Here is a 25130-nt window from a genome sequence, read left to right as displayed (position 1 = left end):
GCCGGGTCCGCGCCTGCCAAGCGAGGAGACGACCACCATCCGGCAGGATTTGGGCTTCGCCCGCTTGACGAGCTCCTCGTCGGGGATCCCCCCCAGGATGGATGCGTGGACCACGGCGCCTTTTCCAAGAAGGCGGGCCGCCTCCGCCTCCAGTTCGCGCTCCAGCGGCGGATGGGCGGGAATCTCGCTGACATGGACGAGATCCAGCGGCGCGTGCAGGAGCTTGGCCAGTTCGCAGGCGGCGTCCGCCGCCTGCGTGGAGTTCGTTGAAAAGTCGGTGCCGCAGAGCACCGCCGGTGATTTTTTTTCCGCGGTTTTGGCTTTCATGGCTTTTTGGGGGTTGATGGTGGAACGGAAGAAATTTGATCGCGACGGTAGATCGTGTGATAGACGAGTCCGACCAGGACCGAGCCACCGGCGAAATTCCCGAGGGTCACCACGATGAAATGATACACCACGGCACCCAGATCCATGTCTGCTCCCAGAAAAAATCCAAGCGGGATGAAATACATGTTCCCCACGCAGTGTTCGAAGCTGGCGGCAACGAACGCGGAAACCGGAAAAATGATCGCCAGAATCTTGTCGGTCACGCTGCGCCCGGCCATCGCCAGCCAGACCGCCAGGCAGACCAGCACATTGCACAGCACGCCGCGGAAGAACGCTTCGCCCAATGGCAGCGCGACCTTGGCTGTGGCGAGCGCCACCGCCATGTCACCGACGGAGCCACCGCCTAACCGCGCGTGGCCGGAAAGCGCGACGATTCCCGCCAGGCCCGCCGCGCCGATGAAATTCGCCACATACACGATGGCTAAATTCGCCAGCAGCCTGCCTGCCGTGATCCGCCCGGCGACGTAGGTCATCACCAGCAGGTTGTTGCCCGTGAAAAGCTCCGCCCCGGCGATGACCACCAGGATCAGTCCAAGCGAGAATACGATGCCCGCCAGCACCCGTGCGACGGCGAAATCGAGTCCGCTGTCACTCAGCACCAGGGTGGCGAACATCGCGCCCAGCCCGATGAAGCCGCCCGCGAGCACGCCGAGCGCGACCATGGAGGTGAACGGCAGGTTCGCCTTCGTCACACCGACCGTCTCCACCCGCTCGGCGATCTCGCGTGGCGAATAGCAGTCGAAACCAAAGATCTCAGCCATGGTCGTTTACTCCTTCCATCTTTTCGACGCGCACGGCGCCACGGTGGCGGTCAGTTCGGGCATGGAGGTTCCCACGGCCACCTGTGTCGTGGCGGTGATGCCCGGAGAAATCCGCAACCCGCGGGCGGTGTCCAGCCAGCTGCGGAGAGACCACTCGGCGCTGATGCCAGTGAGAACGACTCCTCCGATTGATATCAGGACACGGTTCATTTCTTCATCTCCGTCGCTTTGCCAAGGAAACAAAGCGAGAGGAACACTACCATGGATGGCTGGAATATTCCACCATTGAATTCACCATTGAATTCGCGCATCGAATCGTTTGCCGTGAAGGCCCGATGGAATTTCCAGATGAGTTTGCTTGTAGCGGCGGGCGCCCTATCGCTACCCTCGGGCATGAAGCTCGGCTACGTGATTCTGTATGTGAAAGATGTCTTGAGATCGATCGCGTTTTACGAGGAGGCCTTCGGCTTGAAGCGGCGGTTCGTCCACGAAGCCGGCCTGTATGCGGAGATGGACACCGGCACCACCACGCTTTCGTTCGCCGCCTATGGCTTGGCGAAATCGAACCTGCCTTGCGAATTCCGGGAACACGATGCGTCTGGCCCGCCGGCGGGATTCGAGGTCGCCTTCACGACGGATGACGTGCAAGCCGCCTACGACCGCGCGCTTGCCGCCGGGGCCGTCGCAGCGGCGCCGCCGGTCGCCAAACCGTGGGGACAGGTCGTGGCGTTTGTCCGCGACAAGGACGGAATCATCGTCGAGCTCTGCACGCCTTCGACGCAATCCTGAGCGCTCAGCCAGCCATCTTCTCCACGGTCACGTCATGCCGTTTGCCGTCGATGGTGAGAACCATCTGTTTGCGGCTTACGACGTTGGTGTCGGACGGAACTAACGGTGTGGCGGCGGGCGCGGGTTTGGCGGGAGCTGCTTTCGCTTCCGGCGCCGGGGTGCCTTTGACGAGCGCCTCGACCTGTTGGGGAAACATGGCGAAGAGCACCACGGTTTCGTCGTCGGTGGGCAGGTTCTTTTCCGCGCACTGCTTGCGATAGCCTTCGAGGCCGGGTTGGAGCAGATCGGCGGGGCGCCCGGTGATGGCTTTGCGGCCGGTTTGCTTTTCGACGAGGGCGAGAATCTCGGGGTTGATCGGGCCGGGGGCCTTGCCGTATTTGCCGAGCGCGATGTCCTGCGCGGGCTGGCAGATCATTTTCCAGCGGCCGAACTTGATGTTCATCATCGCCTGGGTGCCGACGATCTGCGAGGTGGGGGTGACCAGCGGAATCCAGCCGAGCGCTTCGCGGACGACCGGGATTTCGCGGACGACTTCGTCGAACTTGTCGGCCATGCCTTGTTCGGCGAGCTGGTTGCGGAAGTTCGAGAGCATGCCGCCGGGGACCTGGAAGACGAGGATGTCGGAGTCCACGCGCTCGTTGGCGGGGCTGGTGAATTTCGAGAGCTGTTGATAGACGTCCTCGAAGTGGAGGCGGAGTTCGTGGAGTTTCGCGGGATCGTAGTCCGGGCGGCGCGGATTTCCTTCCAGCAGCGCGAGCATGCGCACCGTGTCCGGCTGGGATGTGCCGTTGGCGAAGGGCACGATCGAGGTTTCCACGGTGTCCACGCCGGCTTCGATGGCGGCGAGGTAGGCGGCGGCCCCGAGGCCGGCGGTGTCGTGGGTGTGAAGGGTGACGGGCAGGCCGACCTTGCGCTTGAGCTCCTTGACCAGGTCGTAGGCGACGCGTGGTGTCATGATGCCGGACATGTCCTTGATGCCGATGGAGTGGCAGCCCATTTCTCCCAGCTCAACACCCATCTTGACGAAGGCCTCGATGGTGTGAACCGGGCTGGTGGTGAAACAGATTTCGCCGCGCGCGAGCTTGTTGCAATCGCGCACGGTCTTGATCGCGGTGACGAGGTTGCGGGTGTCGTTGAGCGCGTCGAAGATCCGGAACACGTCCTGGCCGGCGGCGGCATTGGCGCGGACGAAGGCCTCGACGACGTCATCCGGGAAGCTGGTGTACTGCACGATGTTCTGGCCGCGCAGCAGCATGATCTGCGGGGTTTTCGGCGCGGCCTTCTTGAGGGCGCGGAGGCGGTCGAAGGGGTTCTCGCTCAGATAGCGCAGGCAGGAATCGATGGTGGCGCCGCCCCAGGTTTCAAGTCCGCTGAAGCCCATCTCGTCGAGAATGGAAGCGGCGGGCAGCATCTGTGCGGTGGTCATGCGGGTGGCGGCCAGGGATTGGTGACCGTCCCGGAGGACCGTGTTGTTGAAAGTGACTGGCTTCATGGCGGGAATTGATGGTTGTTAGGATGGCTGATTGCGTGGATCAGGGCTTTTCAAAGGATTCCATGATGCGCCTGACCGCGGTGGCGGCGGGGAGGGTTTGGTTGGCGACTTGCCTTTCAAACTCTGGCAGAAGTTGTTTGACACGCGCGTCGCGGAAAAAGCGATGACGGAGTTCTTCCCCGATCATGGCGTGCATCCACTCGGTGGACTGGTGTTTGCGGCGCGCGGAGAAGGCTCCGGATTCGCGGGTGGCGGCGGTGAATTTCCCGATGGTTTCCCAGAGGGCGGCGAGCGACTCGGGAACCAGCGCCGAACAGGTGGTGCAGCGGGTTTTCCAGCCGGGCGTGGCTGGCTGGAGGATGTGGAGAATCCGGCTGTATTCGGCGCAGGCGAGTTTGGCGCGAGGGATGTTGTCGCCGTCGGCCTTGTTCACGGCTAGCAGGTCCGCGATCTCGATGACGCCCTTCTTCATGCCCTAGAGTTCGTCGCCCGCGCCCGCGAGCATGACGAGCAGGAAAAAGTCCACCATCGAGCGGACGGTGATTTCATTTTGGCCGACGCCGACGGTTTCGACGAGGATCACGTCATAGCCTGCGGCCTCGCAGAGTAGCATGGTTTCGCGGCTTTTCCTGCCGACTCCGCCGAGCGATCCGCCGGAGGGCGAGGGGCGGATGTAGGCGTTCGGCTGGTGCGCGAGGTTCTGCATGCGGGTCTTGTCGCCGAGAATGCTGCCGCCGGTGACGCTGCTGCTCGGGTCCACGGCGAGGATCGCGACGCGATGTCCCATCTCGCAGAGCTGGCAGCCGAGGGACTCGATGAGCGTGCTTTTGCCCACGCCGGGAACGCCGGTGATGCCGACCCGGATCGAGTTCCCGGTCCTCGGCAGGAGGCGGGTGAGCAGATCCTGGGCGAGCGCCTCGTGCGCGGGGTGGTGGCTTTCTATCACGGTGATCGCCCGCGAGAGGATGGCGACATCCGCCGCGAGGACGCCTTGCTCGTATTCGTCGAGGGTGAGAGTGCGGCGTTTGACGGGCTCTTGTTTCACGGACTTGGAGCGTGCGGCGGTGATCAGGCTTCGAGCTGCTCCAGCAAAAGCCTGAGGATCTTGCGGGCGGAATCAGGGATGACCGTGCCGGGACCGAAGATGGCGGCGGCTCCGTTTTGATAGAGGAAATCGTAGTCCTGTGCCGGGATGACGCCGCCGCAGACGACCATGATGTCTTCGCGGCCGAGTTTTTTGAGTTCGCCGATGAGTTGGGGCAGCAGCGTCTTGTGACCTGCGGCGAGGGAGCTCATGGCGACGATGTGGACGTCGTTTTCCACGGCTTGCTTTGCGGTTTCCGCAGGGGTCTGGAAGAGCGGACCGATATCGACGTCGAAGCCCATGTCGGCGTAGGCGGTGGAAACGACCTTGGCGCCGCGGTCGTGTCCGTCCTGGCCCATCTTGGCGACCATGATGCGCGGGCGGCGGCCTTCGGCGGCCTCGAATTGTTGGATGAGTTCGGGGATGTCTTTCATGTCGCCCTGGTTGTTGAATTCCTTGCCATAGACGCCGGAGATCGAGCGGATGACGGCTTTGTAGCGGCCGAAGTGGACTTCCATGGCATCTGAAATTTCACCGAGCGAGGCACGGGCCTGGGCGCATTCGATGGCGAGGGCGAGCAGGTTGCCCTCGCCGCCGCCGGCGCAATCGGTGAGCGCTTTGAGGGTGGCCTGGCATTTTGTCTCGTCACGTTCGGCACGGAGTTTCTTGAGCCGCTCGATCTGGGAGAGGCGGACCGCGGTGTTGTCCACGTCGAGGATGTCGATGGGCGCTTCCTTTGTTAGGCGGTATTTGTTCACGCCGACGATGGTTTCCTCGCCGGAGTCGATGCGGGCCTGGCGGCGGGCGGACGCTTCTTCGATGCGCATCTTTGGGATGCCGGCTTCGACGGCCTTGGACATGCCGCCGTATTCCGCGGCTTCCATGATGTGGGCCCACGCGCGGTGGATGAGTTCGTGGGTGAGGGACTCCAGATAGTAGGAGCCGCCCCAAGGGTCGATGACGCGGCAGATCGAGGTTTCATCCTGCAGGAAGATCTGGGTGTTGCGGGCGATGCGGGCGGAGAAATCGGTGGGCAGGGCGATGGCTTCGTCGAGCGCGTTGGTGTGCAGCGACTGGGTGTGGCCGAGCGTGGCGGCCATGGCTTCGATGCAGGTGCGGGAAATGTTGTTGTAGGGATCTTGCTCGGTCAGGCTCCAGCCGGAGGTCTGCGAGTGGGTGCGCAGGGCGAGCGACTTCGGGTTCTTCGGGTTGAAGGTCTTGACGATCTTCGCCCACAGCACGCGGGCGGCGCGCATTTTCGCGACTTCCATGAAATGGTTTTTCCCCTGCGCCCAGAAGAACGAGAGCCGCGGCGCGAAGGCGTCGATGTCGATGCCCGCCGCGATGCCGGTGCGGAGGTATTCCCAACCGTCGGCGAGCGTGTAGGCCATTTCGAGGTCGGCGGTGGCACCGGCCTCCTGCATGTGATAGCCGGAGATGGAAATGGAGTTGAACTTCGGCATCTTCTGCGAGGTGAACTCAAAGATGTCGGCGATAATCTTCATCGAGGGCTCCGGCGGATAGATGTAGGTGTTCCGCACCATGTACTCCTTGAGAATGTCGTTCTGGATGGTGCCGGCGAGCTGGTCCAGGGGCGCGCCTTGTTCGAGCGCGGTGACGATGTAGAAGGCGAGGATGGGCAGCACCGCGCCGTTCATGGTCATGGAGACCGAGACCTTGTCGAGCGGGATGCTGTCGAAGAGCACCTTCATATCCAGGATGGAATCGATGGCGACACCGGCCTTGCCGACATCGCCGACGACGCGCTCGTGGTCCGAGTCATAGCCGCGGTGGGTGGCGAGGTCGAAGGCGACGGAGAGGCCTTTTTGCTCGGCGGCGAGGTTGCGCCGATAGAACGCGTTGGATTCCTCGGCGGTGGAGAATCCGGCGTATTGGCGGATGGTCCACGGCTGGAAGCAATACATCGTGGCGTAGGGTCCGCGCAGGAACGGCGCGATGCCGGCCTGGTATTTCAAGTGCTCCATGCCGTCGATGTCGTCTTCCGTGTAGAGCGGCTTGACGGGGATCTTCTCCATGGTGTCCCAGACGATCGAGCCGATGGGTTTGCCATGTTCCTTTTCGAGGGATTCGCACCACTGGTCGTAGCCCGATTTGGGCGAGGCGGCGGTGTAGGGGATTTCTGCGAATGATGGACGGCTCATGGGATCAATGGGTGGCGTTTGTGGAGCGAGTGAAGGAATGGAACCACTGATTGCACTGATTTACTGATTGAAGAGGCTTTGCTTGGAAGAAGAGTTGGAAACGGCGACCGGTGATCGCCGTTACAGGACTCCGGCTTTTTTGAGGAGTTGTAGGTTCAGTTCGTAATTGTTGCTGCGGACGTTCACGAAATCATCGACGCCGGCGGCGCGCCATGCAGGCTCGTTGTCACCGGGAGCGCCGGCGACGAGCAGGGTGATGTCGGGGCGGGCCGCTTTTACGGCGGCGGCGAGCAGGGCGACGGTTTCCAGATAGGTGGCGTCGTCCGAGGTGATCACCGCGATTTCGGTCTGGGCGGCGGCGACCGCCGCCACGGCCTCTTCAACGGTGTTGAAATCCCGGGTGCCATCGATGGCGAAGCCGGCGGCTTCGAAGAACGAGGCGGTCCAGTCCGCGCGCAGGCGGTATTTGCGGGACGGGCCGATGTTCAGTTGCAGGATCAGCGGGGGCGCGCCGGTTCGTTCGGCGAACGCGGCGGAGGCGTCGCGCAGGGTTTCGTATTCCTCCGCGGCGCGGCGTGGGGCGAGCGGCGGGACTCTCAAGCCGCCGGCCGTGGCGGTTAGGCCGGTGGCGGCGGTGATTTGCGCGGCGGTCGCGCCAGACAGGGCGGCGGCGATCGCTTGCTCGATCATGGTGGCGTCGGCGGAGACCTGGATGGAGGGAAGTCCGGCTGCATCCGCCGGTATCCACTTCTGGCCGGATGCGGCGGGCTTGGTTGCGAGCTTTTTGCCTTTGAGATCGGAATACATGTTGCTTCCGATGATCCGGTCCTTGCGGGTGCGGATGTTTTTGAATTTTTCCTGGCAGACGGCTTCGACCGCTTGTTGGACCGAGCCGCTTTCGAGGCAGGCGAGCATGCCGCCTTGTCGCTCGATGTCCTGGAAGATTTCCCAGCTCTTGGCGGCGATCTGGTCGGTGAGCCACTCGATGTAGGTGGAGCCGCCGGCGGGATCGATGACGCGGTCCAGTCCGCATTCCTCGCGGAGGATGATGTGGACGTTGCGGGCGATGCGGCGGGAGAATTCGTCGGTGTGTCCGGAAATTTCGTCGTACGGGCCGATGTGCAGGCTGTCCACGCCGGCGACGACCGCGGCGAAGGACTCGGCGGTGACGCGCAGCATGTTGGTGTGGGCGTCGTAGCTGGTTTTGTTCCACTGAGAGGTGCTGGCGTGGATGTGGACCGGGGCGTCATCGACTCCGTAAGCGGCGGCCACCTTGCTCCACAACCAGCGCGCGGCGCGGATCTTGGCGATTTCCATGAAGTAGTCCGACCCCACGGCGACCCGGAGGCGGATGTGAGGAAGGACGGACTCCGGTGGTAGCCCGCGCGCTTTCATTTCCTCGAGGTAACAGACCAGGGTTGAGATCACATAGGCGAGCTCCTGGGTGGCGGTGGCGCCGGCGTTGTGATAGACGTCGCCTTGCACGGTGATGGTGCGGACGCCCGGAGCGCGCTTGCAGGCAAAGTCGGTGAGGGCGGCGGCATGGTCGAAGCGGGTGGTTAGTTCCTGGCAGGGGCTGCCGTTGGAGACGAGTTCCGCGAGAGGATCGTTGTCGAAGCAGGCGCGGAGCGCTTCGGGCGGAAGTCCGCGCTCTTGGGCGGCGGCGAAGAACAGGGCGGCAAGCGGCACACTGCCAGGACCGGAGCGCCAGCAGGTGGAAATCGCCTCGATGGCGACACCGTCGAGCGCGGTCTTCATGTCCCCGACGGTATCGAGGAGCAGACCCGGACAGCCGTTTTCCGCTTGGCAGCCGATGAGGTCGCCGACGGCGATGTTGAGCTCGCTCTGGCCGCCTTGGAGTCCTTCGTGGGCGAGGCGGTTGAGCTTTTCCGGAGAACAGGCGTTGAGTTCCTGTGAGATTTCCCAACCGGCCTTGAGGAAGCCGTCGGGATGGCTGCCACGGACGAGCGAGTCGGCGCCGGGGAAGTGTTTCAGGTGTTCGAGACCGGCGATGTCCTCGCGTCGATAGATCGGCTGGATGGTGATGTCCTCGTAGGTCTTGCTGACGAGGCGCTTCTCGAAAGGGGCTCCTTTGAGAAGGAGTTCCGCGGCGGCGTGCCATTGTTCGTAGGTGTGCTCCGGGAATTCGGTGAGGAGTTGTTCCGCTTGCGCTGGGGAGGTCATGGAAGGTGTGGAAATTGAAGTTAGGCTTGGCGACCGGTGATCGCCGCTACGCTTGAAATTTCGCGTTCCGCATGTCGCCGGTTTCCAGGAAGCATTCATGGAAGGCGAACGCGGAGCGGAAGGATTGCGGGGTGTGGCCTTGCTCGGTGAGTTTGAAGTATTTCCAGAGGAGGTCGCGGTAGGAGGGATCGACGCAATGGGTGATGACGGCTTCGGCGCGTTCCCGCGGATCTTTGCCGCGGAAGTCCGCGATGCCGTGCTCGGTGACGAGGACTTGCACGGAGTGCTCGCTGTGGTCCATGTGTGAGCACATCGGCACGATCGCCGAGATGCTTCCGCCCTTGGCGGTGGACGGGCAGGTGAAGATGGAGATGTAGGCGTTGCGGGTGAAATCGCCTGAGCCGCCGATGCCGTTCATCATCTTCTGACCGAGGACATGGGTGCTGTTGATATTGCCGAAGATGTCGGCCTCGAGCGCGGTGTTGATGGAAATGATGCCGAGACGGCGGACGACTTCCGGGTTGTTGGCGATTTCCTGAGGTCGGAGAAGCAGGCGGCCCCGATAGTTCTCGAGGTTGTCGTAGAGGTCCTGCAGGACGGGATCGGTGAGGGTGAGGGAAACTCCGCTAACGAAACTGCAGCGGTCGTTTTTGATCAGCTCGATGACGGAGTCCTGGATGACTTCCGAATACATCTGGAAGCGCGGAATGTCCGGGTGCTCGCCCATGGCGCCGAGCACGGCGTTGGCCACGTTTCCGACGCCGGACTGGATGGGAAGAAAGCCCTTGGGAATATTACCGCTCTTCAATTCCGCGGCGAGGAATTCGGCGACGTTGAGGCCGATCCGGGTGGTGACGTCGGTGACGGGCATGAAGTCGCGGACCTCGTCCTTGCGGTCGCTTTCCACGATGCCCGCGATTTTCTTGGGATCGACCCAGACGCGCTGGGTGCCGATCCGGTCCTCCGCGCTGCAGATCGAGATGGGGCGGCGGTTAGGCGGCGAGTTCGGTTCGTAGATGTCGTGGAACCCGAGCAGTTCCTTGGGATGGCGCTTGTTGACCTCGACGAGTACTCTTTTCGCTTGTGAGAGGAAGGTGGGGGATGCTCCAACGCTGGTGGTTAGCAGGATTTTGCCGTCATCGGAAACGTCCGCCGCTTCGACGATGGCCCAGTCCAACTCGCCGAGGAATCCGTAGCGGACATACTGCGGCAGCAGGGAAAGATGCATGTCGAAAAAGTGCGTCTTGCCGGCGTTGATGCTGTCCCGCAGATCCTTGTCCGACTGGAAGGGAGTGCGGAATTTGATCGCGTCGGCCTTGGCCAGCGCGCCGTCGAGCGAGGGGCCGGTGGACGCGCCGGTGATGACGCCGACTTTCAAGGCGCGCCCCGCTTCGTGCTCCGCCATCGCCCTGTCGGCGATGGCGGTGGGGATGACCTTGGCGGCACCCGCGGGCGTGAATCCGCTGAAGCCGATGATGTCGTCGTTTTGGATGAAGGCGGCGGCTTCTTCCGGAGTGAGAATCGGGAATGGACTTTTCATGTTAGTTGGATTCGATGACGCCGCGCGGCGGCCTATTTGAGCATCGCGATGAAGTAGCCGGCGGCGAGGGCGCTGCCGATGACGCCGGCGACGTTGGGGCCCATGGCGTGCATGAGTAGGTAGTTGGTCGGGTCGTATTTCTGACCGACGTCTTGGGAAACACGCGCGGCCATCGGGACGGCGGAAACACCCGCGGAGCCGATGAGCGGATTGATTTTGTTTTTGCTGAAGAGGTTCATGAGTTTGGCCATGAGCACTCCGCCTGCGGTGGCGACGCTGAAGGCGACGATGCCGAGTGCGAGGATGCCAAGGGTCTGGGGGTTGAGGAAATGATGCTTTCCGTCCTCGAAGCCGCCCATTTTCAAGCCCACGCAGATTCCGAGAAAGATGGTGACGATGTTGATGATTTCATTTTGGGCGGCCTTGACGAGGCGGTCGGTGACCTTGCACTCGCGGAAAAGATTCCCGATGAAGAGAAGTGACAGCAGCGGCGCGGCGTCGGGCACTACCAGGATGCAGAAGATCATGACCACCGCGGAGAAGACGATTTTCTCGAACTGGCCGACCTTGCGGAGGGTCTTCATCTTGATTTTGCGTTCCGCGTCAGTGGTCAGCAATTTCATGATGGGAGGCTGGATCAGCGGCACGAGGGCCATGTAGCTGTAGGCGGCCACGGCGATCGCGCCGAGCAGGTGAGGGGCCAGCTTGGTGGCGGTGAAGATCGAGGTGGGTCCGTCCGCGCCGCCGATCACGCCGATGGAGGCGGCTTCCTTGAGATCGAATCCTAACAAGGGCGCGGCGAGGAAGGTGGCGAAGATTCCGAGCTGTGCGGCCCCGCCCAGCAGGAGGGTGCGCGGGTTGGCGATCAGCGGGCCGAAGTCGATCAGCGCGCCGACGCCGAGGAATATCAGCGGCGGATAGATCTGGAGGATGATGCCTTGGTTGAGATACCAGAACAAGCCGCCGGCGACTTTGAGGGTGCCGTCCGGGTGGTGGACCGGGGCGTTCATGATGATTTCCTGGATCGGCAGGTTGGAAACCAATGCTCCAAGTGAAATGGGCACGAGGAGGAGAGGCTCGAATCCCTTGACGATGGCGAGATAGAGCAGCACCGCGACGACAACCCACATCGCCACCATCTGCCATTGCAGGTTCGGGAAGCCGGTTGTCAGCCAGAGATCATGGAGTTTGTTCATAGGTGGGTGATGGAAATGTTCAAGCGAGCGTGTAGAGAATCTGGCCCTCCTCGACGGCGTCTCCGACCTTGACGTGAATGGCGGTCACGGAGCCGTTGCCGGATGCATTGATAGGGGTATACATCTTCATGGCCTCCAGCGTGATGATGAGGTCGCCTTCGCTGACAACAGCGCCAACTTGGACCTCGACGGCCTGGACGATTCCGGCCAGCGGGCTGGCGGCGTCGCCGTCGCCCGCGGCGACTTGAGGAACCGTGTCGGGGGCGGGTCTGGCCGCGACCGCAGGACCGGCGGACCGGATGACGGGGGCTCGCGGTGCCGCGGTGCCTGATTCCCTGTCGTCGATCTTTTCAACGACGACATCGTAAACTTTTCCTTCAACGGTGATGCGGAGATGGTCCATGGCGGATTTTCTAGCGGATTCGGTGTGAGGTGAGAACGGATTGGCGGCCTGACTTTTCCCAACTGGTGCTCTGGGACCTGATGGAAATGATGCGGCGGCTCGGTCCGGTGACGGTGACGACCGCGGCGGCGATGACCGCGACGATTTCCGGCGGGATGGCTTCCGGTCGGGGAGTGGTGGCCGGGATGGGCGCGGCGGCGGCCTTCACGGGCGCGGCGGCGGCCTTCACGGGCGCGGCTGCGGCGACGGGAGCGGGACCCAAAACGTGGATGAGCTTGGCAACGGAGGCGCATACGCCCCACAGGATTGCCAAGGTCAGCATGACCATCAGCATTCCAACGAGGTGTGGCAGGGCGTCCAGAACGGAGGTGGATGCGAGAAGCTGCATGGAACCCGTAGGTGTAGTTAGAGCGGGATGTTGCCGTGTTTCTTCGGCGGCCGTGTTTCGGATTTGCCCATGATGCCGCGGAAGGCGAGGGCCAGCGTGCTGCGGGAAGCTGCGGGATCAATGACGTCGGTGATCATGCCGTTGCTGGCGGCTTGATAGGGCGAGGCGAATTTCTCGGTGTAGGCGGCTAGCAGTTCCTTTTCGAGAGCCGCGGGATCCTCGGCTTCCTCGAGTTCCTTTTTGTAGAGCACCTTCAGCGCGCCCTGGGCTCCCATGACCGCGATCTCGGCGGTGGGCCAGGCGAAGACGAAGTCCGCGCCCATGTCGCTGGAGCACATCGCGAGGTAGGCCCCGCCATAGGCCTTGCGGCAGATGAGGGTGATTTTAGGAATGGTCCCCGAGGCCCAGGCGAAGAGCATTTTGGCACCGTGGCGGATGATGCCGCCGCGCTCCTGGGCGAGTCCCGGCATGAATCCGGGCACATCGACCAGCGAGAGCACCGGGATCGAGTAGATGTTACAAACCCGGATGAAGCGCGCCGCCTTGTCCGAGCTGTCGATGTCGATGCAGCCGGCTTTCACCATCGGTTGGTTGGCGACGATGCCGATGACGAGGCCTTCGATTCTAGCAAATCCGGTGAGCATGCTGGGAGCGAAATCCGGCTGGATTTCAAACCAGCTTCCGGGGTCCATCAGGCGCTGGATGACCTTCTGCATGTCGAGCGGAGTCTTGGGGTCCGCGGGTATCAGGTCGTAGATGCCGGGATCGGGCGCGAGCGCGATTTCGTCATTCATTTTGTGAGGCGGATTGCTCAGGTTGTTCGACGGCAGGTAGTCGAGCAGCTTCTTGGCGAGCACGATGGCGTGTTCGTCGTCCTCGGCGACGAGGTGGATGTTGCCGCTGACCTGGGCATGGGCCTCGGCGCTCGCGAACTGGTCAAGCGAGGCGGACTGGCCGGTGGCGGCGCGGATGACGTTCGGTCCGCAGATGAACATGTTGGAATTGTGCCGCGTCATGATGATGAAGTCGGTCAGCGCCGGCGAGTAGGCGGCACCGCCCGCGCAGGGACCGGCGATGATCGAGATTTGCGGGACCACCCCAGAGAGCAGGACGTTGCGGAAAAAGATCTGGCCGTAGCCGGAAAGGGCGTCGATGCCCTCCTGGATGCGCGCGCCGCCGGAGTCGTTGATGCCGACGACCGGCATGCCGGCCTTCACCGCAAAGTCTAGCAAGTCACAGATTTTCTTGGCGTGGATGCGGCCCACCGCGCCGCCTCCCACGGTGAAATCCTGGGCGAACGCGGCGACCTGGCGGCCATCGACCACGCCGGTCGCGCAGATCACGCCGTCACCGGGCATCTTGCGCTTTTCCAGCCCGAAGTTGATGCACGAATGGTGCGCGTGCATGCCGAACTCGATGAAGTCGCCGCCGTCGAAAAACACCGCCAGGCGCTCGCGGGCGGTGAGGATGCCCTTTTCGTGACGTTTCTCGATGCGGTCGATGCCGCCTCCGTTCAGGGCTTCGTCCCTGCGCTGCTTGAGTCCTTCCAGTAGTGTCGTGTCGATGGCCATGATAGGAATGTCGGTTTCGGGAAATGATGGGGGTGGCCGAGGTTCAATGTGACGGCTGGCAGAACTCCGTTAGGACTCCGAAGGTTGATTTCGGGTGCAGGAAGGCGACGAGCTTGCCCGCGGCTCCGTCGAACGGCACCTCGTGGATGAGGCGGGCGCCTTGGTCCCTGGCCTTGGCGAGCTGGCCGGTGATGTCGTCCGTGGCGAAGGCGATGTGGTGGATTCCGGGGCCGCTTTTTTCGAGGAATCTGGCGATCGGGCTTTCGTCGGACGTGGGTTCGAGGAGCTCGATGTGGACGTCCCCGGCGGCGAAAAACGCGGTGCGGACGTTTTGAGATTCGACCTCTTCCCGACCTTCGCAGACCAGACCGAGGGTGTTCTCGTAATAGGCGATGGCCTCATCCAGTGACTTTACCGCGATTCCCAGGTGGTCGATTTTCGTGATCATTGCGTCGTTGAGTTCTACCTGAGACCACGGAATCGCAAAGCCGGCTGCCCTGCACCGCAGGAAGCCGCTTATTTTCCGCATATTTCATCCCTGGATAAATTTGGCTAAAGAGTCCGCGAGGGTGCTTCGCGGGAGGGGGCTCGGGCGGTCCGCTCAGGGCGATGGAACGGTGCTTTCACGGGAAAGCGACAAGCTGGTATCCAAGGCTGCGGGCGCACCACCATCGTGGCAGGTGACCGATGAAATCCTGAGTGACTGTGAGTCCGCCAGAGTTCTCCAGGTGGCGGTGACGCTGGCGTGGGTTCCGCTTGCAAGTCCGCCCCGGCGACAATTCCACACGAGCGGGGAGGCCGCCTCACAGATCCATCCGCTGCCTGCGACGACGCTTGGAGCGGTCGAGAATGTCAGTTTCAGCGCGAGGTTGTGCGCCGCTTCCTTGCTGGTGTTGCGCGTGTCGAAGCTGACCCTTCCCGGGCGTCTCGGTTGAAGCTGACCGGTGGCAGACACGGTGAGATCGATGGTGGCTGCCGCCGGATCGTGGCGTCTCATGTGGTAGCCTTGCTTTTCCATCAGCGTGTCGAGCTCGGTCAGGTAGGCCGGGAGGAAGTTGATGTAATTGCGCGATACGCCGCGCGGCAGCGGGTCTTGGCCGCTTGCCGTGCCGATGAGCACGGGCCGGCCACCGACCATGATGAATGCGGGCGATCCTGAGTCTCCGCCCTGGTAATTGCAGTCGCCGGCCTTGCCGGACGCTTTGTGGAAGTCGAAATAGGCGAAGCGCGTGGTATCGAAGCCCGGATCGTTGGTGAGGGTGGTGAAGCCGTCTATCCTCGTTTTCCCGGCATTGGCCAGCGTTCCGCAGACGAGCATTTCCCTGCCGCGGCAGGCGGCCTCATCTGCTAGTCCGAGCACGGGAAACGGACGGACACCCGACTCCGCAGGCAGCGCGGCGGTCAATGTGCAGAGCAGCAGATCGGTGGTTCGGCCCTCCTTGTTGATAATCGGGACCTGGCTCTGAATGCCGGTGGCGTGCTGCTTTCCATCAGTGCCGAGAAACGCGATCCGCCAAGCCGGGCCGAGCGGATAGTGGGTGGCATAGACAAAGTGGACGGGCGAGATGAGCGCCATTTGACGCGTCCATTCAGTGGGATGGGCGGGCCAGCCGATGCCGAGAAACATGGCAGCCGGTGGCGAGAAATCCGGATTGGTCCGCGGGATTTGATCGTGGATCGGAGCTCCCGGGAAATCGACAAGCCGAGGTGGCCAGGCAGTTGCCGCACCGCGGATTTCCAAGGCGTGCGCCTGGGTGGCAAGGTAAAACGCGTATGCCGCGAGCGAAAGACTGGCTGGAAAGGACAGGTTCACTCGTGCGGGATATCCGTTTCGGCGGACGTTAGCCAGTCATTAGCGTCCCGGCCCGCTGCGACCTGCGATTGTCGCTCGGAAATCAATTCTACCCCGGCTGATTTGGACTTGCGCGACCCGGAATGCGGGGCGAAAACAGCCGAAGATGACTGCGTCCATATTCACTCACCCGATTTTCACCTTTGTGGCAGGCCTACTCGTGGCCTTGGCCGGGGTTTTCCTCTTGCTGAATTCCTGCGCGTATCCGAATCGCTCCGCCCAAGACGTGGCCGCCTACCGGAGTCAGATGGAGAAGGTCCCGGCCAGCAGTCTTGAAGCCGGTGGTCCGGGGGAAAAGGCGGCGCTTGAGCGCTTCAAGTCGTTTCTCCAAGGCATCGGCGATGTGAAATACATCCGTGAAAACACGCTCAAAGTCTATGCGGCGGACTCCTATCTCGACGACACGCTGGCGCTTCATCACGGTGCGGCCGAGATCGAGGCGTATTTCATTAAGACCAGCGAGACCATGACGGGCTATCAGGTAACGATCGACGACGTGGCTCGCTCCGGCGATGATTACTACGTGCGCTGGACGATGGTCTTCGCCGCTCCGGCGCTGAGCGGCGGAAAACCGGTGCACTCGGTGGGCATCAGCCAGGTGCGCTTCAACCGGGAGGGGAAGGTCGCCTTCCATCAGGATTTCTGGGACTCCGGGAAGAATTTCTATGCTCATCTGCCAGTGGTGGGCGGAGCGGTGGGTTTCGTCCGCAAGCGCCTGGAGTCGAACTGAACGAAATCCCGTGATGAATTCCGACAGTTCGTTATCCCGCCGGCAGAAGACGAGTCCGTGGAGCGTTTTCGTCTTAACCATCTGCCGTTGGCTCGACTCCGATTACCGCCGCGAGGACCTGCCTGATCCCTCGCAGCTTCCTGCAAAGGTGAGTTGGCAGCGGACCTTGCCGTTCATCTTCCTGCACCTCGGCTGCCTCGCGGTGTTCTGGGTGGGGATCAGCCCGGTGGCGGCGGGGGCCGCCGTCTTTCTCTATCTCATCCGGATGTTCGCGATCACCGGTTTCTATCACCGCTATTTTTCCCACAAGACCTTCAAGACCTCGCGGGCCGTCCAGTTCGCGTTTGCGGTGTTGGGAAACAGCTCCATGCAGCGCGGGCCGCTCTGGTGGGCCGCCACCCACCGCCACCATCACAAGCATTCGGACCACGAGGAGGACATCCATTCGCCGGTCATCAGCGGCTTTGTCTGGTCGCACATCGGATGGCTGACTTCGATGAAGAATTTCCCGACGGCCTACAAGAGCATCCCGGACCTCAGCAAATATCCGGAGCTGGTCTTCCTCAACCGCTATGACCAGACGGTGCCATTCGCCTACGGGCTGCTCATGCTGGCGGTCGGCTGGGCGCTGGAGACCTTTTTCCCGGCGCTCGGGGTGACGGTCGGCCAGTTCTTCATCTGGACCTTTTTCATCAGCACCACGGCCCTGCTGCATGGCACGCTGTTCATCAATTCGCTGGCGCACGTGTGGGGCCGCCGCCGTTACGAGACGGACGACGACAGTCGTAACAGCTGGTTGCTGACGTTCATCACGCTGGGGGAGGGCTGGCATAACAATCACCACCGCTACCCGCATTCGGTGAGGCAGGGCTTCCGCTGGTGGGAGTTGGACATGACTTACTATGGGTTGAAATTCCTATCATGGACCGGCCTGATCTGGGACTTGCGGCCGGTCCCCGAGGCGGTGATTGAAGAAGGACTTCCGTCCCAACAGCGAAGCGCATGAGCCGGGAACGCATCGCCATCGTCGGAACGGGAATCTCGGGAATGGCCTCCGCCTGGTTCCTGAGCCGCGAGCATGACGTGACCGTGTTTGAAAAGGACGACCGCGTGGGCGGTCACTCGCACACGGTGATGGTGGACGAGGGGCATGGGCAAATCCCGGTGGACACCGGCTTCATGGTTTACAACGAGGTGACCTATCCGCTGCTGACCCGCTTGTTCCGTGAGCTGGACGTCGTGACCAAGCCGACATCCATGTCCTTCAGCGTGCAGCATGTGGGCGAGGGGCTGGAGTTCAACGGCGGCAGTTTGAACCTGTTGTTCGGCCAGCGTAAAAACCTGCTCAATCTCCGCTACTGGCGGATGCTCGCCCAGATCGCGCGCTTCAACAGCGAGACCGTGGAGGAGCTTGGGAACGCCGCATTTGGAGACATGTCGCTGCGTGACTATGTGAAAGCGCGCGGCTACGGGGACGATTTCCTCCGCTGGTATCTCTCGCCGATGGCGGCCGCGGTGTGGTCCAGTCCGCCCGAGCGCATCGATGAGTTCCCCGCCCGGACGCTGATGCGGTTCTGGCACAACCACGGATTTCTCGGTCTCGACACCCAGCATCCATGGCGCACGGTGTCGGGCGGATCGAGATGTTATGTTGAAAAACTGACCCAACCGTTCGAGCAGAATATCCACCGTGGGGCGGGAGTGCGAGCTGTCAGTCACGCATCCCATGGAGTTCATGTGATATTGAATGATGGTAGTCATCATCAGTTTGACAGGGTCGTCATCGCCGCGCACGGCGACCAGGCCTTGCGGATGACTGCCGATCCGACGGGCTTGGAAAGCGAGCTGCTGGGACGCTTCCGCTATCAGGAAAACGAGGCGCTGCTCCACACCGATCCGCGGTTCATGCCGAAGACCCGGCGCTGCTGGGCGTCCTGGAACTACCGCATCGAAGCCGGCGGAAAGCTCCACTCGACGCACTATTGGATGAACGAGCTGCAAGGCGTGTCGGAGCACGAGCAATACTTCGTTTCTATCAATCCATCCTCGCGACCTGCCGGAGAGTTTATCAAGCGGCGGCTGGTTTACGAGCATCCGTTGTTCGATCTGGAGGCGGTGGCCGCGCAGGACCGCCTGCCCGCGCTGCACGCCGCGGGTGATGAAACGGGGCGCTATTTCTGCGGCGCGTGGCAGCGCTACGGCTTCCACGAGGACGGCTTGTGGTCGGCGGTGAACGTGTGCGAGCAAATCCTCGGAAAGGACCCGTGGCGATGAACTCTCTCTATGAATGCAAGATCTCGCATTGCCGCCTGAAGCCGAAGCGGCACGCGTTCGACTATCGGGTATTCATGTTCGCCGTCGACCTCGACGAACTTCCCGCGCTGGCCGGGAAAGTCCGCGGATTCAGCCACAACCGGTTCAACTTGTTCTCGATCGATGACCGCGATCACGTGGCCATCGGCAAGCCGGGCGGCATCCGGCCGAATCTAATCGCATGGCTGGCCGCTGAGGGCGTCGCTTGTCCCGAAGACGCGCGGATCCAACTGGTGACTTTTCCGCGGGTGCTGGGTTACGGCTTCAATCCGGTCTCGTTCTATTATGTGAGTTCGAAATCCGGCGATCCGCTCATGGCGGTGGCGGAGGTGGTGAACACGTTCCGCGAGATGAAGCTCTATGTCATGCAAACCGTCGATGCGGACGGCCTCTGGCATCGCAGGGTGGCCAAGGATTTCTACGTCTCGCCGTTTTCCGACCCCGGCATGCAATTTGATTTCAAGCTGGGGCCTCCGGCGGAGAAGTGGCGGGTGAACATCGATACCTACGATGCCGACGAGCGCGTCCTGCTGAGTTCCATCCGCGGAGAGCAACGGCAGCTTTCCTCCGCGCGACTCGTGTGGTATGCCTTCAAGTATCCGTTGTTGTCGCTCCGCATCATCGGATTGATTCACTGGCACGCGCTCCTGTTGTGGGTCCGCCGCGTGCCGTTTTTGCGCAAGAGCGAGCGACTCGAAGCACAGCAGGACGTGATGCGGCCGCATTCCAGTTTGAAACACAAGACGCCATGAACACTTCAGTTGAAATCGATTCCGAACGGGTGCCCGCCGAGGCGGTGAGTCATGCGACGCGGGGATTTGTGGAACGCATGGTCGTCCGCTTGTTGGAGAAGATGCCGCTGGGCGGGCTGCGGATGGAATATTCCGACGGTCGCGTGCGGCACTTCGGCAAGCCGGGCGCGCCTGTCACCGCGCGGGTGATCCTGCGGGACGAAACCCGGTTTTTCAAACGCTGCGCCTTCTATGGCAACATCGGCATGGGCGAGGCCTATACCGACGGACTGTGGGACACGCCCGACATCGCGGCGGTCATTTCCTGGTTCATTCACAACGTGAACGCCTTGCAGGGAGCTAACAATTCATCGGCGAGTCTGCCAGGAGTGAACCTCTTGAAAATCGTCAACTGGTTCCGCCACCTCCGCCGCGAAAACACGGTGGACACCAGCCGAAGGAACATCGCCGAGCACTACGATCTGGGGAATGATTTCTATCGGCTCTGGCTCGATCCGAGCATGACCTATTCGAGCGCCAGGTTCGAAAGCGCCCGACAATCGCTCGAAGACGCCCAGCGCGGGAAATACGACGCGCTCTGCCGGAAGCTCAAGCTCAAGGCCTCCGACCATGTCCTCGAAATTGGCTGCGGCTGGGGCGGATTCGCGGTTCACGCCGCGAGGAACTATGGCTGCCGCGTCACCGGCGTGACGATTTCCGAGGCGCAGGCGGCCTACGCCCGGAAGCGGATCGCCGACGAGGGGCTGCAGGACCGGATCGAGATCCGCATCGAGGATTACCGGCATATTACGGGCAGCTTCGACAAGATCGCTTCGATCGAAATGCTGGAGGCGGTCGGGGACAAATATCATGTCTCGTTTTTCGCGAAATGCGCGGAAGTGCTGACGCCCGGGGGATTGCTCGGCGTTCAGATGATCACGGTTCCGGATTGCAGTTACGGCAGCCTGAGGAAGAACGTGGATTGGATTCAAAAGCACATCTTCCCCGGCTCGCTGTTGCTAAGCGTGGGTCGGATCAACGAGGTGCTGATGGAGACCGGCGATCTCTTCATGCACGACCTTGAGGACATGGGCGCGGATTACGCGCGCACGCTTTCGACCTGGCATGGGAACTTCAACGCGGTGAAGAGCCAGGTGGAGGCGCTTGGGTTCGACGAGCCGTTCGTCCGGTCGTGGAACTACTATTTGAAATACTGCGAGGCGGCGTTCGCGACCCGGAATATTTCCGTGGTGCAGGCGGTCTACACCCGGCCTAACAATTCAAATCTTCATCACCGGTTCGAGGAGGGCAGGGGATAATGGCGGAGGCTGTCATCGATCCGGGGAAAGGCTGGTGGAGGCGCAGGCTGGTGGCTCCGGTGGTGGCCCAGTTGATGGTGGGGATTTCCCCCGGGCGCGTCGCATGGGCGATTTCGCTGGGGGTGGTTCTCGGGGTCTTCCCGGTCATGGGGACGACGACGCTCGTGTGTCTTGCGGCGGGTTGGATGTTGCGGCTGAACCAGCCGGTGCTGCATGTTTTTAGCAACTTGGTCTATCCGCTGCATCTGGTCTTGATCCTGGCGTTCATCCGCCTGGGAGAGCGCTTGCATGGCGCGCCGCGGATGTCGTTTTCAATCCCGCAATTGCTCGGGAAGTTCAATGCCGACCCGCTGCAATTCGCACGGGATTTCGGGATTTCCGCCTGGCATGGAGTCAGTGCCTGGCTGCTGTTCGCGCCGGTCGCGGCGGTGCTCGTGCAGCTCGCGGTGACGCCGGTTTTGAAACAACTCACGGTCGCGATCCAGAAGCGCAGGGAGGCCGCCGCATGAATGCCTGGACGGCGTTAGTGATGGGGACGGGAATGATGGCGCTGGTATTCGCCCTCGCCTGGGCCTTGGCGCGGAAGTGGGACAACTACTCGCTGGTGGACGCGGTGTGGGCGTTCGGGATCGGCCTAACCGGCTGCTTCTGGTTGGTGGCCGGCGGTGGAGGCGCAAAGCATTGGATCGCGGGCGGGCTGCTCGCGTTGTGGAGTTTGCGGCTCGGCTGGCACTTGCAGCGGCGGATTCGAAGGGCGCATCCCGAGGAGGACGCCCGCTATGTGAAGCTCCGCGAGGTGTGGGCCGGAAGGGTGGCTCCGGCGTTCTTCTGGTTTTTCCAGGCGCAGGCGGTTTCGGTGATCCTGCTGGCCTTGCCGTTCCTTTTGGTCGCGGTTGATCCGGACGGGGCGTGGAGCGTTTGGGAAACCGCCGGACTGGTCGTCACGCTGATCGGGATTTCCGGGGAGGGACTGGCGGACTCGCAGATGTCGCGGTTCAAGGCCGGGAAGCCGGATTCGAAGGCGGTGTGCCAGGAGGGACTGTGGCGCTACTCCAGGCATCCCAACTATTTTTTCGAGGCGGTCATCTGGATCGGATTCTATCTTTACGCCTGCGGCTCCGAATGGGGCTGGGCGACCATCCACGCCCCGGCGGTCATCGTTTTCCTGCTGCTGCGCGTCACGGGGATTCCGCCGACGGAAGCCGCGGCCGTGCGGCGCAAGGGCGACGCCTACCGCCGCTATCAGGAAACGACGAGCGCGTTCATCCCATGGCCGCCGAAAAAATTGCAGTGATTTTCCAGCACAACAACCATGATTCATACCAACGACCTACTCGCCAAGGGCGTCATTCCCGACGCCTTGATTCGCATCGGAATCCGCCACCGTCTGGCGGGGACTCTCGCCCCCTTTGAAAAGCTCGACTGCGAGCAGCGGCAGGCAAAGCTCATGCGCCACGTCGATGAACTGCGGACCAGCCCGGTCGCCATCGCGACGGACGAGGCCAACGAGCAGCATTACGAACTGCCGACCCGCTTCTTCGAGCGGGTGCTGGGCAGGCACATGAAGTATAGCTCCGGCTACTGGGACGACGGGGTGACCGGCATCGACGAGTCCGAGGCGCGGATGCTCGGGATCACCTGCGAGCGGGCGGGACTGCAGGACGGCCAGCGGATTCTCGAACTCGGCTGCGGCTGGGGATCGCTCACGCTGTGGATGGCGGCGCACTATCCGAACGCGCGGATCACGGCGGTTTCCAACTCGCGGACGCAGAAGATCCACATCGATGCCCAGCTCGCGGCGCGCGGCCTGACCAACGTCGAGGTGCGGACCGTGAACATGATCCACTACGGAGGGGAAGGGGAGTCGGAGTTCGACCGTGTCGTCTCGGTGGAAATGTTCGAGCACATGAAAAACTACGAGCTGCTCATGCAGCGGATCTCCCGCTGGTTGAAGCCGGGCGGGGCCTTGTTCGTGCATATTTTCACCCACCGCGAGTATGCCTATCACTACGAGGCGGAGAGCGAGGACGACTGGATGGCGAAATACTTCTTCACCGGCGGCCAGATGCCGTCGGATGACTTGCTGCTGTATTTCCAAAACGATCTCGGGATCGAGGGCCACTGGCAGGTCCGCGGCAGTCACTATCAGAAAACCTCCGAGGCTTGGCTTTCCCGGATGGACGCCGGACGCGACGAGCTCTTGCCGCTGATCGCGGAAACCTACGGAGAGGACCAGCAAACCCGCTGGTGGGTCTATTGGAGGGTCTTCTTCATGGCCTGCGCCGAGCTGTGGGGCTACCGCAACGGCGACGAGTGGATCGTCTCCCACTACCGGTTCCGCAAACCGGCGTGAGTTTGCTAGAACGTCTTTCTCAAATGGGAGGGAAGGATGTTCAGTTGCTCGCGATATTTCGCGACGGTGCGGCGGGCGACCTTGATGCCTTGCTTGTCGAGAGCCTTCATCAGAACCTCGTCGGAGAGGGGTTTTTCAGGGTTTTCCGCGGCTACCAGCTGTTGGATCGCCTCGCGCACCCCGGCGTTGGAAACCTCCGCGCCGTCGCTGGTTTGGTAGCCGGTGGCGAAGAACGCGCGCATTTCCATCAGCCCGTGAGGGGTCAGGACGTATTTCCCGGCGACGGCCCGCGAGATGGTGGTGGCGTGCAGGCTGAGCTCGTCGGCGATGTCGTTCATCGTCAGCGGGCGCAGGTGGCGGTGGCCTTTCGTTAGGAAAAGCGGTTGGTGCTCGATGAGCTTGTGGGCGATGGCAAGGATCGTTTCCTGGCGCAGCGAGATGGCGTGGATGAGGCTGCGGCCGTCGCGGATCTGGTCGCGGAGGAACTGGCGGGCTTTCGCGTCCGTGCCGTTTTTGCCGATCATGTCCTTGTAGAAATCGTTGATCCGCAGGTTCGGCAGGTGCTCGCCGGTGAGGCGGGCATACCAGTTCCGGTTGGCGTCGCGCTCGATGATGACGTCCGGCAGAATGTAGGGATTTCCGGTGGGGTCGAATTCTCCGCCGGGATTCGGCGTGAGGCGGCCGATCCGCGATGCGGCTTCCGCGATGCGCTCGACGTTGGTGCCGAGCGCGCGGGCGATCTGCGGATGGCGCTTGCGGGCGAGGTCTTCCAAATGATCGCGGACGATCTTGTGTTCGATGGTTTCCTTGCCGGTCGAGCGCTCCAATTGCAGCAAAAGCGACTCGGGAATCCCGGACGCGCCGATGCCGGCCGGATCAAACGACTGGACCAGCTTGAGCGCCTCATCAAGGTGCTTGGGCTTGAGCCCCATGCGGATTCCAAGCGTCTTGACCGGTAGATCGTGAAATCCACGGTCGTCGAGATTTCCCAAAATCGCCTGCGCCGCCTCCCGGATTTCCGGATCGACCATCGAGAGGTCGAGTTGGTGTTGGAGGTGCTGGGGCAGCGTCTCCGGCGCGACGATCGAGTCATACATCCGCTGGCGGCGCTCCTCGTCCTCGTGGGTCCACGGCGAGGATTTCCCTTCGAGGATGGTGCGGTCGCGCCAGTCGTCGTCGGTCTGGTTCATGTAATCCAGCGAGTCCGCCTCTTCGGGATCGGGTCCTTCGTCGTCGAGGGAAATCGTCTCGGTCAGATCCTCCAGCACCGGGTTGGTCTCAAGCGCCTGCCGGACGAGCTGGGACAGCTCCAAAGTCCCCGCCTGGAGGATTTCCAGGCTCTTGCGCATCTGCGGCGCAAGCGTCTGCTGCTGGGAAAGCGATTGATGAAGCGAGGCGTTCGACATGGCCGGCAAGGTGGTTGCCGGCCGGACGTTATGAAGCCCGAATCAGAAAACGAAGCAATAATTATGCCATTGTGGAAATTTTGTCTCTTGCGTTTCGTTTGAAAGAGGCCGCTCCAGTCCACCGGGGCTGTCTTTAAAGGTCGAAGGTCCAGCCGGAGATGGTTTCGGATTTCGCCGGTCCAGTCCGACGGAAGCGCCGGCGGCCGCGGCGTGAGTGTTCCAGCCGCTGATCGCGGCATGCACTTGTTTAAGCATGGTCTTTGCCTTGGGCTGCTTGAGGTCGGCGGCGCTCGTGCCGGTTAGGATGCCAATGAATATGCTTTTGGAATGAAGGCTGCGGAAAAAGCTTATTTGGGGACCGAAGGGTCAGGGGCACGGCGGATTTTTAAAAATCGGCAAAAATCTGGTTTTCAGCTGATTGAGCCAAATTACTGCACATGTTCTGCGCCTTCGGGCACAACTCGCGCAT

At 62.1% G+C, this 25130-nt stretch carries 23 protein-coding genes and 1 pseudogene; 9 read left to right on the top strand and 15 right to left on the bottom strand.

Features of this window, described 5'->3' with window-relative positions:
* The 3 genes from AC4DF4_RS10325 to AC4DF4_RS10315 form a co-directional block, all read right to left on the bottom strand.
* Positions 1-327: universal stress protein (locus AC4DF4_RS10325; RefSeq protein ID WP_490048046.1), on the bottom strand; the 327-nt coding region annotated here is incomplete at its 3' end.
* Positions 324-1148 carry a formate/nitrite transporter family protein gene (locus tag AC4DF4_RS10320; RefSeq protein WP_490048045.1) on the bottom strand — a complete coding sequence of 275 codons (825 nt, stop codon included), beginning with the start codon at positions 1146-1148 and terminating at the stop codon, positions 324-326. The genes AC4DF4_RS10325 and AC4DF4_RS10320, both read right to left, overlap by 4 nt.
* A gap of 6 nt (positions 1149-1154) precedes the next feature.
* Positions 1155-1358, bottom strand: coding sequence for a hypothetical protein (locus AC4DF4_RS10315; protein ID WP_490048044.1), 204 nt, complete (start codon positions 1356-1358; stop codon positions 1155-1157).
* Positions 1359-1496: 138 nt separating this feature from the next.
* Between AC4DF4_RS10315 and AC4DF4_RS10310 the strand changes: the two genes are divergently transcribed.
* Positions 1497-1937: a VOC family protein gene (locus AC4DF4_RS10310; RefSeq protein WP_490048043.1), complete on the top strand. Its 441-nt coding sequence runs from the start codon at positions 1497-1499 to the stop codon at positions 1935-1937.
* A gap of 4 nt (positions 1938-1941) precedes the next feature.
* On the opposite strand, the gene AC4DF4_RS10305 is transcribed toward AC4DF4_RS10310, so the two are convergent.
* The 11 genes and pseudogenes from AC4DF4_RS10305 to AC4DF4_RS10255 all read right to left on the bottom strand — a co-directional run bounded on the left by AC4DF4_RS10305 (position 1942) and on the right by AC4DF4_RS10255 (position 15770).
* Positions 1942-3429 carry a pyruvate carboxylase subunit B gene (locus AC4DF4_RS10305; RefSeq protein WP_490048042.1) on the bottom strand — a complete coding sequence of 496 codons (1488 nt, stop codon included), beginning with the start codon at positions 3427-3429 and terminating at the stop codon, positions 1942-1944.
* Between the two features lie 40 nt (positions 3430-3469).
* A pseudogene (gene meaB, locus AC4DF4_RS10300) lies at positions 3470-4501 on the bottom strand (methylmalonyl Co-A mutase-associated GTPase MeaB).
* Positions 4498-6675, bottom strand: coding sequence for a methylmalonyl-CoA mutase (gene scpA / locus AC4DF4_RS10295; RefSeq protein WP_490048041.1), 2178 nt, complete (start codon positions 6673-6675; stop codon positions 4498-4500). The pseudogene meaB and the gene scpA overlap by 4 nt, the downstream one beginning before the upstream one ends.
* A gap of 120 nt (positions 6676-6795) precedes the next feature.
* On the bottom strand, positions 6796-8859 hold the full coding sequence (locus AC4DF4_RS10290; RefSeq protein WP_490048040.1) for a methylmalonyl-CoA mutase family protein: 2064 nt from the start codon (positions 8857-8859) through the stop codon (positions 6796-6798).
* Positions 8860-8905: 46 nt separating this feature from the next.
* Positions 8906-10399 (bottom strand): butyryl-CoA:acetate CoA transferase, encoded by a 1494-nt coding sequence (locus tag AC4DF4_RS10285; RefSeq protein ID WP_490048039.1) that lies wholly within the window; start codon positions 10397-10399, stop codon positions 8906-8908.
* 32 nt (positions 10400-10431) lie between these two features.
* Positions 10432-11595 (bottom strand): sodium ion-translocating decarboxylase subunit beta, encoded by a 1164-nt coding sequence (locus tag AC4DF4_RS10280; RefSeq protein ID WP_490048038.1) that lies wholly within the window; start codon positions 11593-11595, stop codon positions 10432-10434.
* A gap of 19 nt (positions 11596-11614) precedes the next feature.
* Complete coding sequence (locus tag AC4DF4_RS10275; RefSeq protein ID WP_490048037.1) at positions 11615-11998, bottom strand: biotin/lipoyl-containing protein; 384 nt, start codon at positions 11996-11998, stop codon at positions 11615-11617.
* A 10-nt stretch (positions 11999-12008) separates the two neighbouring features.
* The gene (locus tag AC4DF4_RS10270; protein ID WP_490048036.1) at positions 12009-12386 is read right to left on the bottom strand and encodes an OadG family transporter subunit; all 378 of its coding nucleotides are present in this window, start codon (positions 12384-12386) and stop codon (positions 12009-12011) included.
* 17 nt (positions 12387-12403) lie between these two features.
* On the bottom strand, positions 12404-13957 hold the full coding sequence (locus AC4DF4_RS10265) for an acyl-CoA carboxylase subunit beta (protein WP_490048035.1): 1554 nt from the start codon (positions 13955-13957) through the stop codon (positions 12404-12406).
* A gap of 43 nt (positions 13958-14000) precedes the next feature.
* Positions 14001-14405: a methylmalonyl-CoA epimerase gene (gene mce / locus AC4DF4_RS10260; protein ID WP_490048034.1), complete on the bottom strand. Its 405-nt coding sequence runs from the start codon at positions 14403-14405 to the stop codon at positions 14001-14003.
* A 153-nt stretch (positions 14406-14558) separates the two neighbouring features.
* On the bottom strand, positions 14559-15770 hold the full coding sequence (locus AC4DF4_RS10255) for a hypothetical protein (RefSeq protein WP_490048033.1): 1212 nt from the start codon (positions 15768-15770) through the stop codon (positions 14559-14561).
* 145 nt (positions 15771-15915) lie between these two features.
* On the opposite strand from AC4DF4_RS10255, the gene AC4DF4_RS10250 reads away from it, so the two are divergent.
* From AC4DF4_RS10250 to AC4DF4_RS10215, 8 genes are read left to right on the top strand one after another with little or no spacing between them, the layout of a single operon-like run.
* Positions 15916-16539 carry a nuclear transport factor 2 family protein gene (locus AC4DF4_RS10250; RefSeq protein WP_490048032.1) on the top strand — a complete coding sequence of 208 codons (624 nt, stop codon included), beginning with the start codon at positions 15916-15918 and terminating at the stop codon, positions 16537-16539.
* A 13-nt stretch (positions 16540-16552) separates the two neighbouring features.
* The gene (locus tag AC4DF4_RS10245) at positions 16553-17545 is read left to right on the top strand and encodes an acyl-CoA desaturase (RefSeq protein ID WP_490048031.1); all 993 of its coding nucleotides are present in this window, start codon (positions 16553-16555) and stop codon (positions 17543-17545) included.
* A complete protein-coding gene (locus tag AC4DF4_RS10240) occupies positions 17542-18813 on the top strand; it encodes an NAD(P)/FAD-dependent oxidoreductase (RefSeq protein ID WP_490048030.1) in 1272 nt (423 codons plus the stop codon). The genes AC4DF4_RS10245 and AC4DF4_RS10240 overlap by 4 nt, the downstream gene beginning before the upstream one ends.
* Entirely contained in the window at positions 18810-19604 is a 795-nt protein-coding gene (locus AC4DF4_RS10235) for a DUF1365 domain-containing protein (protein WP_490048029.1), read from the top strand. The genes AC4DF4_RS10240 and AC4DF4_RS10235 overlap by 4 nt, the downstream gene beginning before the upstream one ends.
* On the top strand, positions 19601-20902 hold the full coding sequence (locus AC4DF4_RS10230) for a class I SAM-dependent methyltransferase (protein WP_490048028.1): 1302 nt from the start codon (positions 19601-19603) through the stop codon (positions 20900-20902). Before AC4DF4_RS10235 ends, AC4DF4_RS10230 begins: the two co-directional genes overlap by 4 nt.
* Positions 20902-21411: a DUF2062 domain-containing protein gene (locus AC4DF4_RS10225; protein ID WP_490048027.1), complete on the top strand. Its 510-nt coding sequence runs from the start codon at positions 20902-20904 to the stop codon at positions 21409-21411. The genes AC4DF4_RS10230 and AC4DF4_RS10225 overlap by 1 nt, the downstream gene beginning before the upstream one ends.
* Positions 21408-22196: a DUF1295 domain-containing protein gene (locus AC4DF4_RS10220; protein ID WP_490048026.1), complete on the top strand. Its 789-nt coding sequence runs from the start codon at positions 21408-21410 to the stop codon at positions 22194-22196. The genes AC4DF4_RS10225 and AC4DF4_RS10220 overlap by 4 nt, the downstream gene beginning before the upstream one ends.
* An 18-nt stretch (positions 22197-22214) precedes the next feature.
* A complete protein-coding gene (locus tag AC4DF4_RS10215) occupies positions 22215-23255 on the top strand; it encodes an SAM-dependent methyltransferase (protein WP_490048025.1) in 1041 nt (346 codons plus the stop codon).
* 5 nt (positions 23256-23260) lie between these two features.
* Here AC4DF4_RS10215 and rpoN read toward each other — a convergent pair whose 3' ends face one another.
* On the bottom strand, positions 23261-24661 hold the full coding sequence (rpoN, locus tag AC4DF4_RS10210) for an RNA polymerase factor sigma-54 (protein ID WP_490048024.1): 1401 nt from the start codon (positions 24659-24661) through the stop codon (positions 23261-23263).
* Positions 24662-25130 lie beyond the last annotated feature (469 nt).

The organism is Luteolibacter sp. (assembly GCF_058122085.1).
The sequence above is the reverse complement of the archived record's forward strand: the minus strand, read 5'-3'. Positions and strand labels throughout refer to the sequence as shown.

Bases quoted from the DNA above. Each gene is read 5' to 3' on its own strand.
- AC4DF4_RS10310 (WP_490048043.1), top strand. From the start codon at position 1,497: ATGAGTTTGCTTGTAGCGGCGGGCGCCCTATCGCTACCCTCGGGCATG.
- AC4DF4_RS10275 (WP_490048037.1), bottom strand. From the start codon at position 11,998: ATGGACCATCTCCGCATCACCGTTGAAGGAAAAGTTTACGATGTCGTC.
- AC4DF4_RS10315 (WP_490048044.1), bottom strand. From the start codon at position 1,358: ATGAACCGTGTCCTGATATCAATCGGAGGAGTCGTTCTCACTGGCATC.
- AC4DF4_RS10220 (WP_490048026.1), top strand. From the start codon at position 21,408: ATGAATGCCTGGACGGCGTTAGTGATGGGGACGGGAATGATGGCGCTG.
- AC4DF4_RS10235 (WP_490048029.1), top strand. From the start codon at position 18,810: ATGAACTCTCTCTATGAATGCAAGATCTCGCATTGCCGCCTGAAGCCG.
- rpoN (WP_490048024.1), bottom strand. From the start codon at position 24,661: ATGTCGAACGCCTCGCTTCATCAATCGCTTTCCCAGCAGCAGACGCTT.
- AC4DF4_RS10230 (WP_490048028.1), top strand. From the start codon at position 19,601: ATGAACACTTCAGTTGAAATCGATTCCGAACGGGTGCCCGCCGAGGCG.
- scpA (WP_490048041.1), bottom strand. From the start codon at position 6,675: ATGAGCCGTCCATCATTCGCAGAAATCCCCTACACCGCCGCCTCGCCC.
- AC4DF4_RS10250 (WP_490048032.1), top strand. From the start codon at position 15,916: ATGACTGCGTCCATATTCACTCACCCGATTTTCACCTTTGTGGCAGGC.
- mce (WP_490048034.1), bottom strand. From the start codon at position 14,405: ATGATCACGAAAATCGACCACCTGGGAATCGCGGTAAAGTCACTGGAT.
- AC4DF4_RS10270 (WP_490048036.1), bottom strand. From the start codon at position 12,386: ATGCAGCTTCTCGCATCCACCTCCGTTCTGGACGCCCTGCCACACCTC.
- AC4DF4_RS10225 (WP_490048027.1), top strand. From the start codon at position 20,902: ATGGCGGAGGCTGTCATCGATCCGGGGAAAGGCTGGTGGAGGCGCAGG.
- AC4DF4_RS10280 (WP_490048038.1), bottom strand. From the start codon at position 11,595: ATGAACAAACTCCATGATCTCTGGCTGACAACCGGCTTCCCGAACCTG.
- AC4DF4_RS10245 (WP_490048031.1), top strand. From the start codon at position 16,553: ATGAATTCCGACAGTTCGTTATCCCGCCGGCAGAAGACGAGTCCGTGG.
- AC4DF4_RS10215 (WP_490048025.1), top strand. From the start codon at position 22,215: ATGATTCATACCAACGACCTACTCGCCAAGGGCGTCATTCCCGACGCC.
- AC4DF4_RS10285 (WP_490048039.1), bottom strand. From the start codon at position 10,399: ATGAAAAGTCCATTCCCGATTCTCACTCCGGAAGAAGCCGCCGCCTTC.
- AC4DF4_RS10240 (WP_490048030.1), top strand. From the start codon at position 17,542: ATGAGCCGGGAACGCATCGCCATCGTCGGAACGGGAATCTCGGGAATG.
- AC4DF4_RS10305 (WP_490048042.1), bottom strand. From the start codon at position 3,429: ATGAAGCCAGTCACTTTCAACAACACGGTCCTCCGGGACGGTCACCAA.
- AC4DF4_RS10265 (WP_490048035.1), bottom strand. From the start codon at position 13,957: ATGGCCATCGACACGACACTACTGGAAGGACTCAAGCAGCGCAGGGAC.
- AC4DF4_RS10320 (WP_490048045.1), bottom strand. From the start codon at position 1,148: ATGGCTGAGATCTTTGGTTTCGACTGCTATTCGCCACGCGAGATCGCC.
- AC4DF4_RS10290 (WP_490048040.1), bottom strand. From the start codon at position 8,859: ATGACCTCCCCAGCGCAAGCGGAACAACTCCTCACCGAATTCCCGGAG.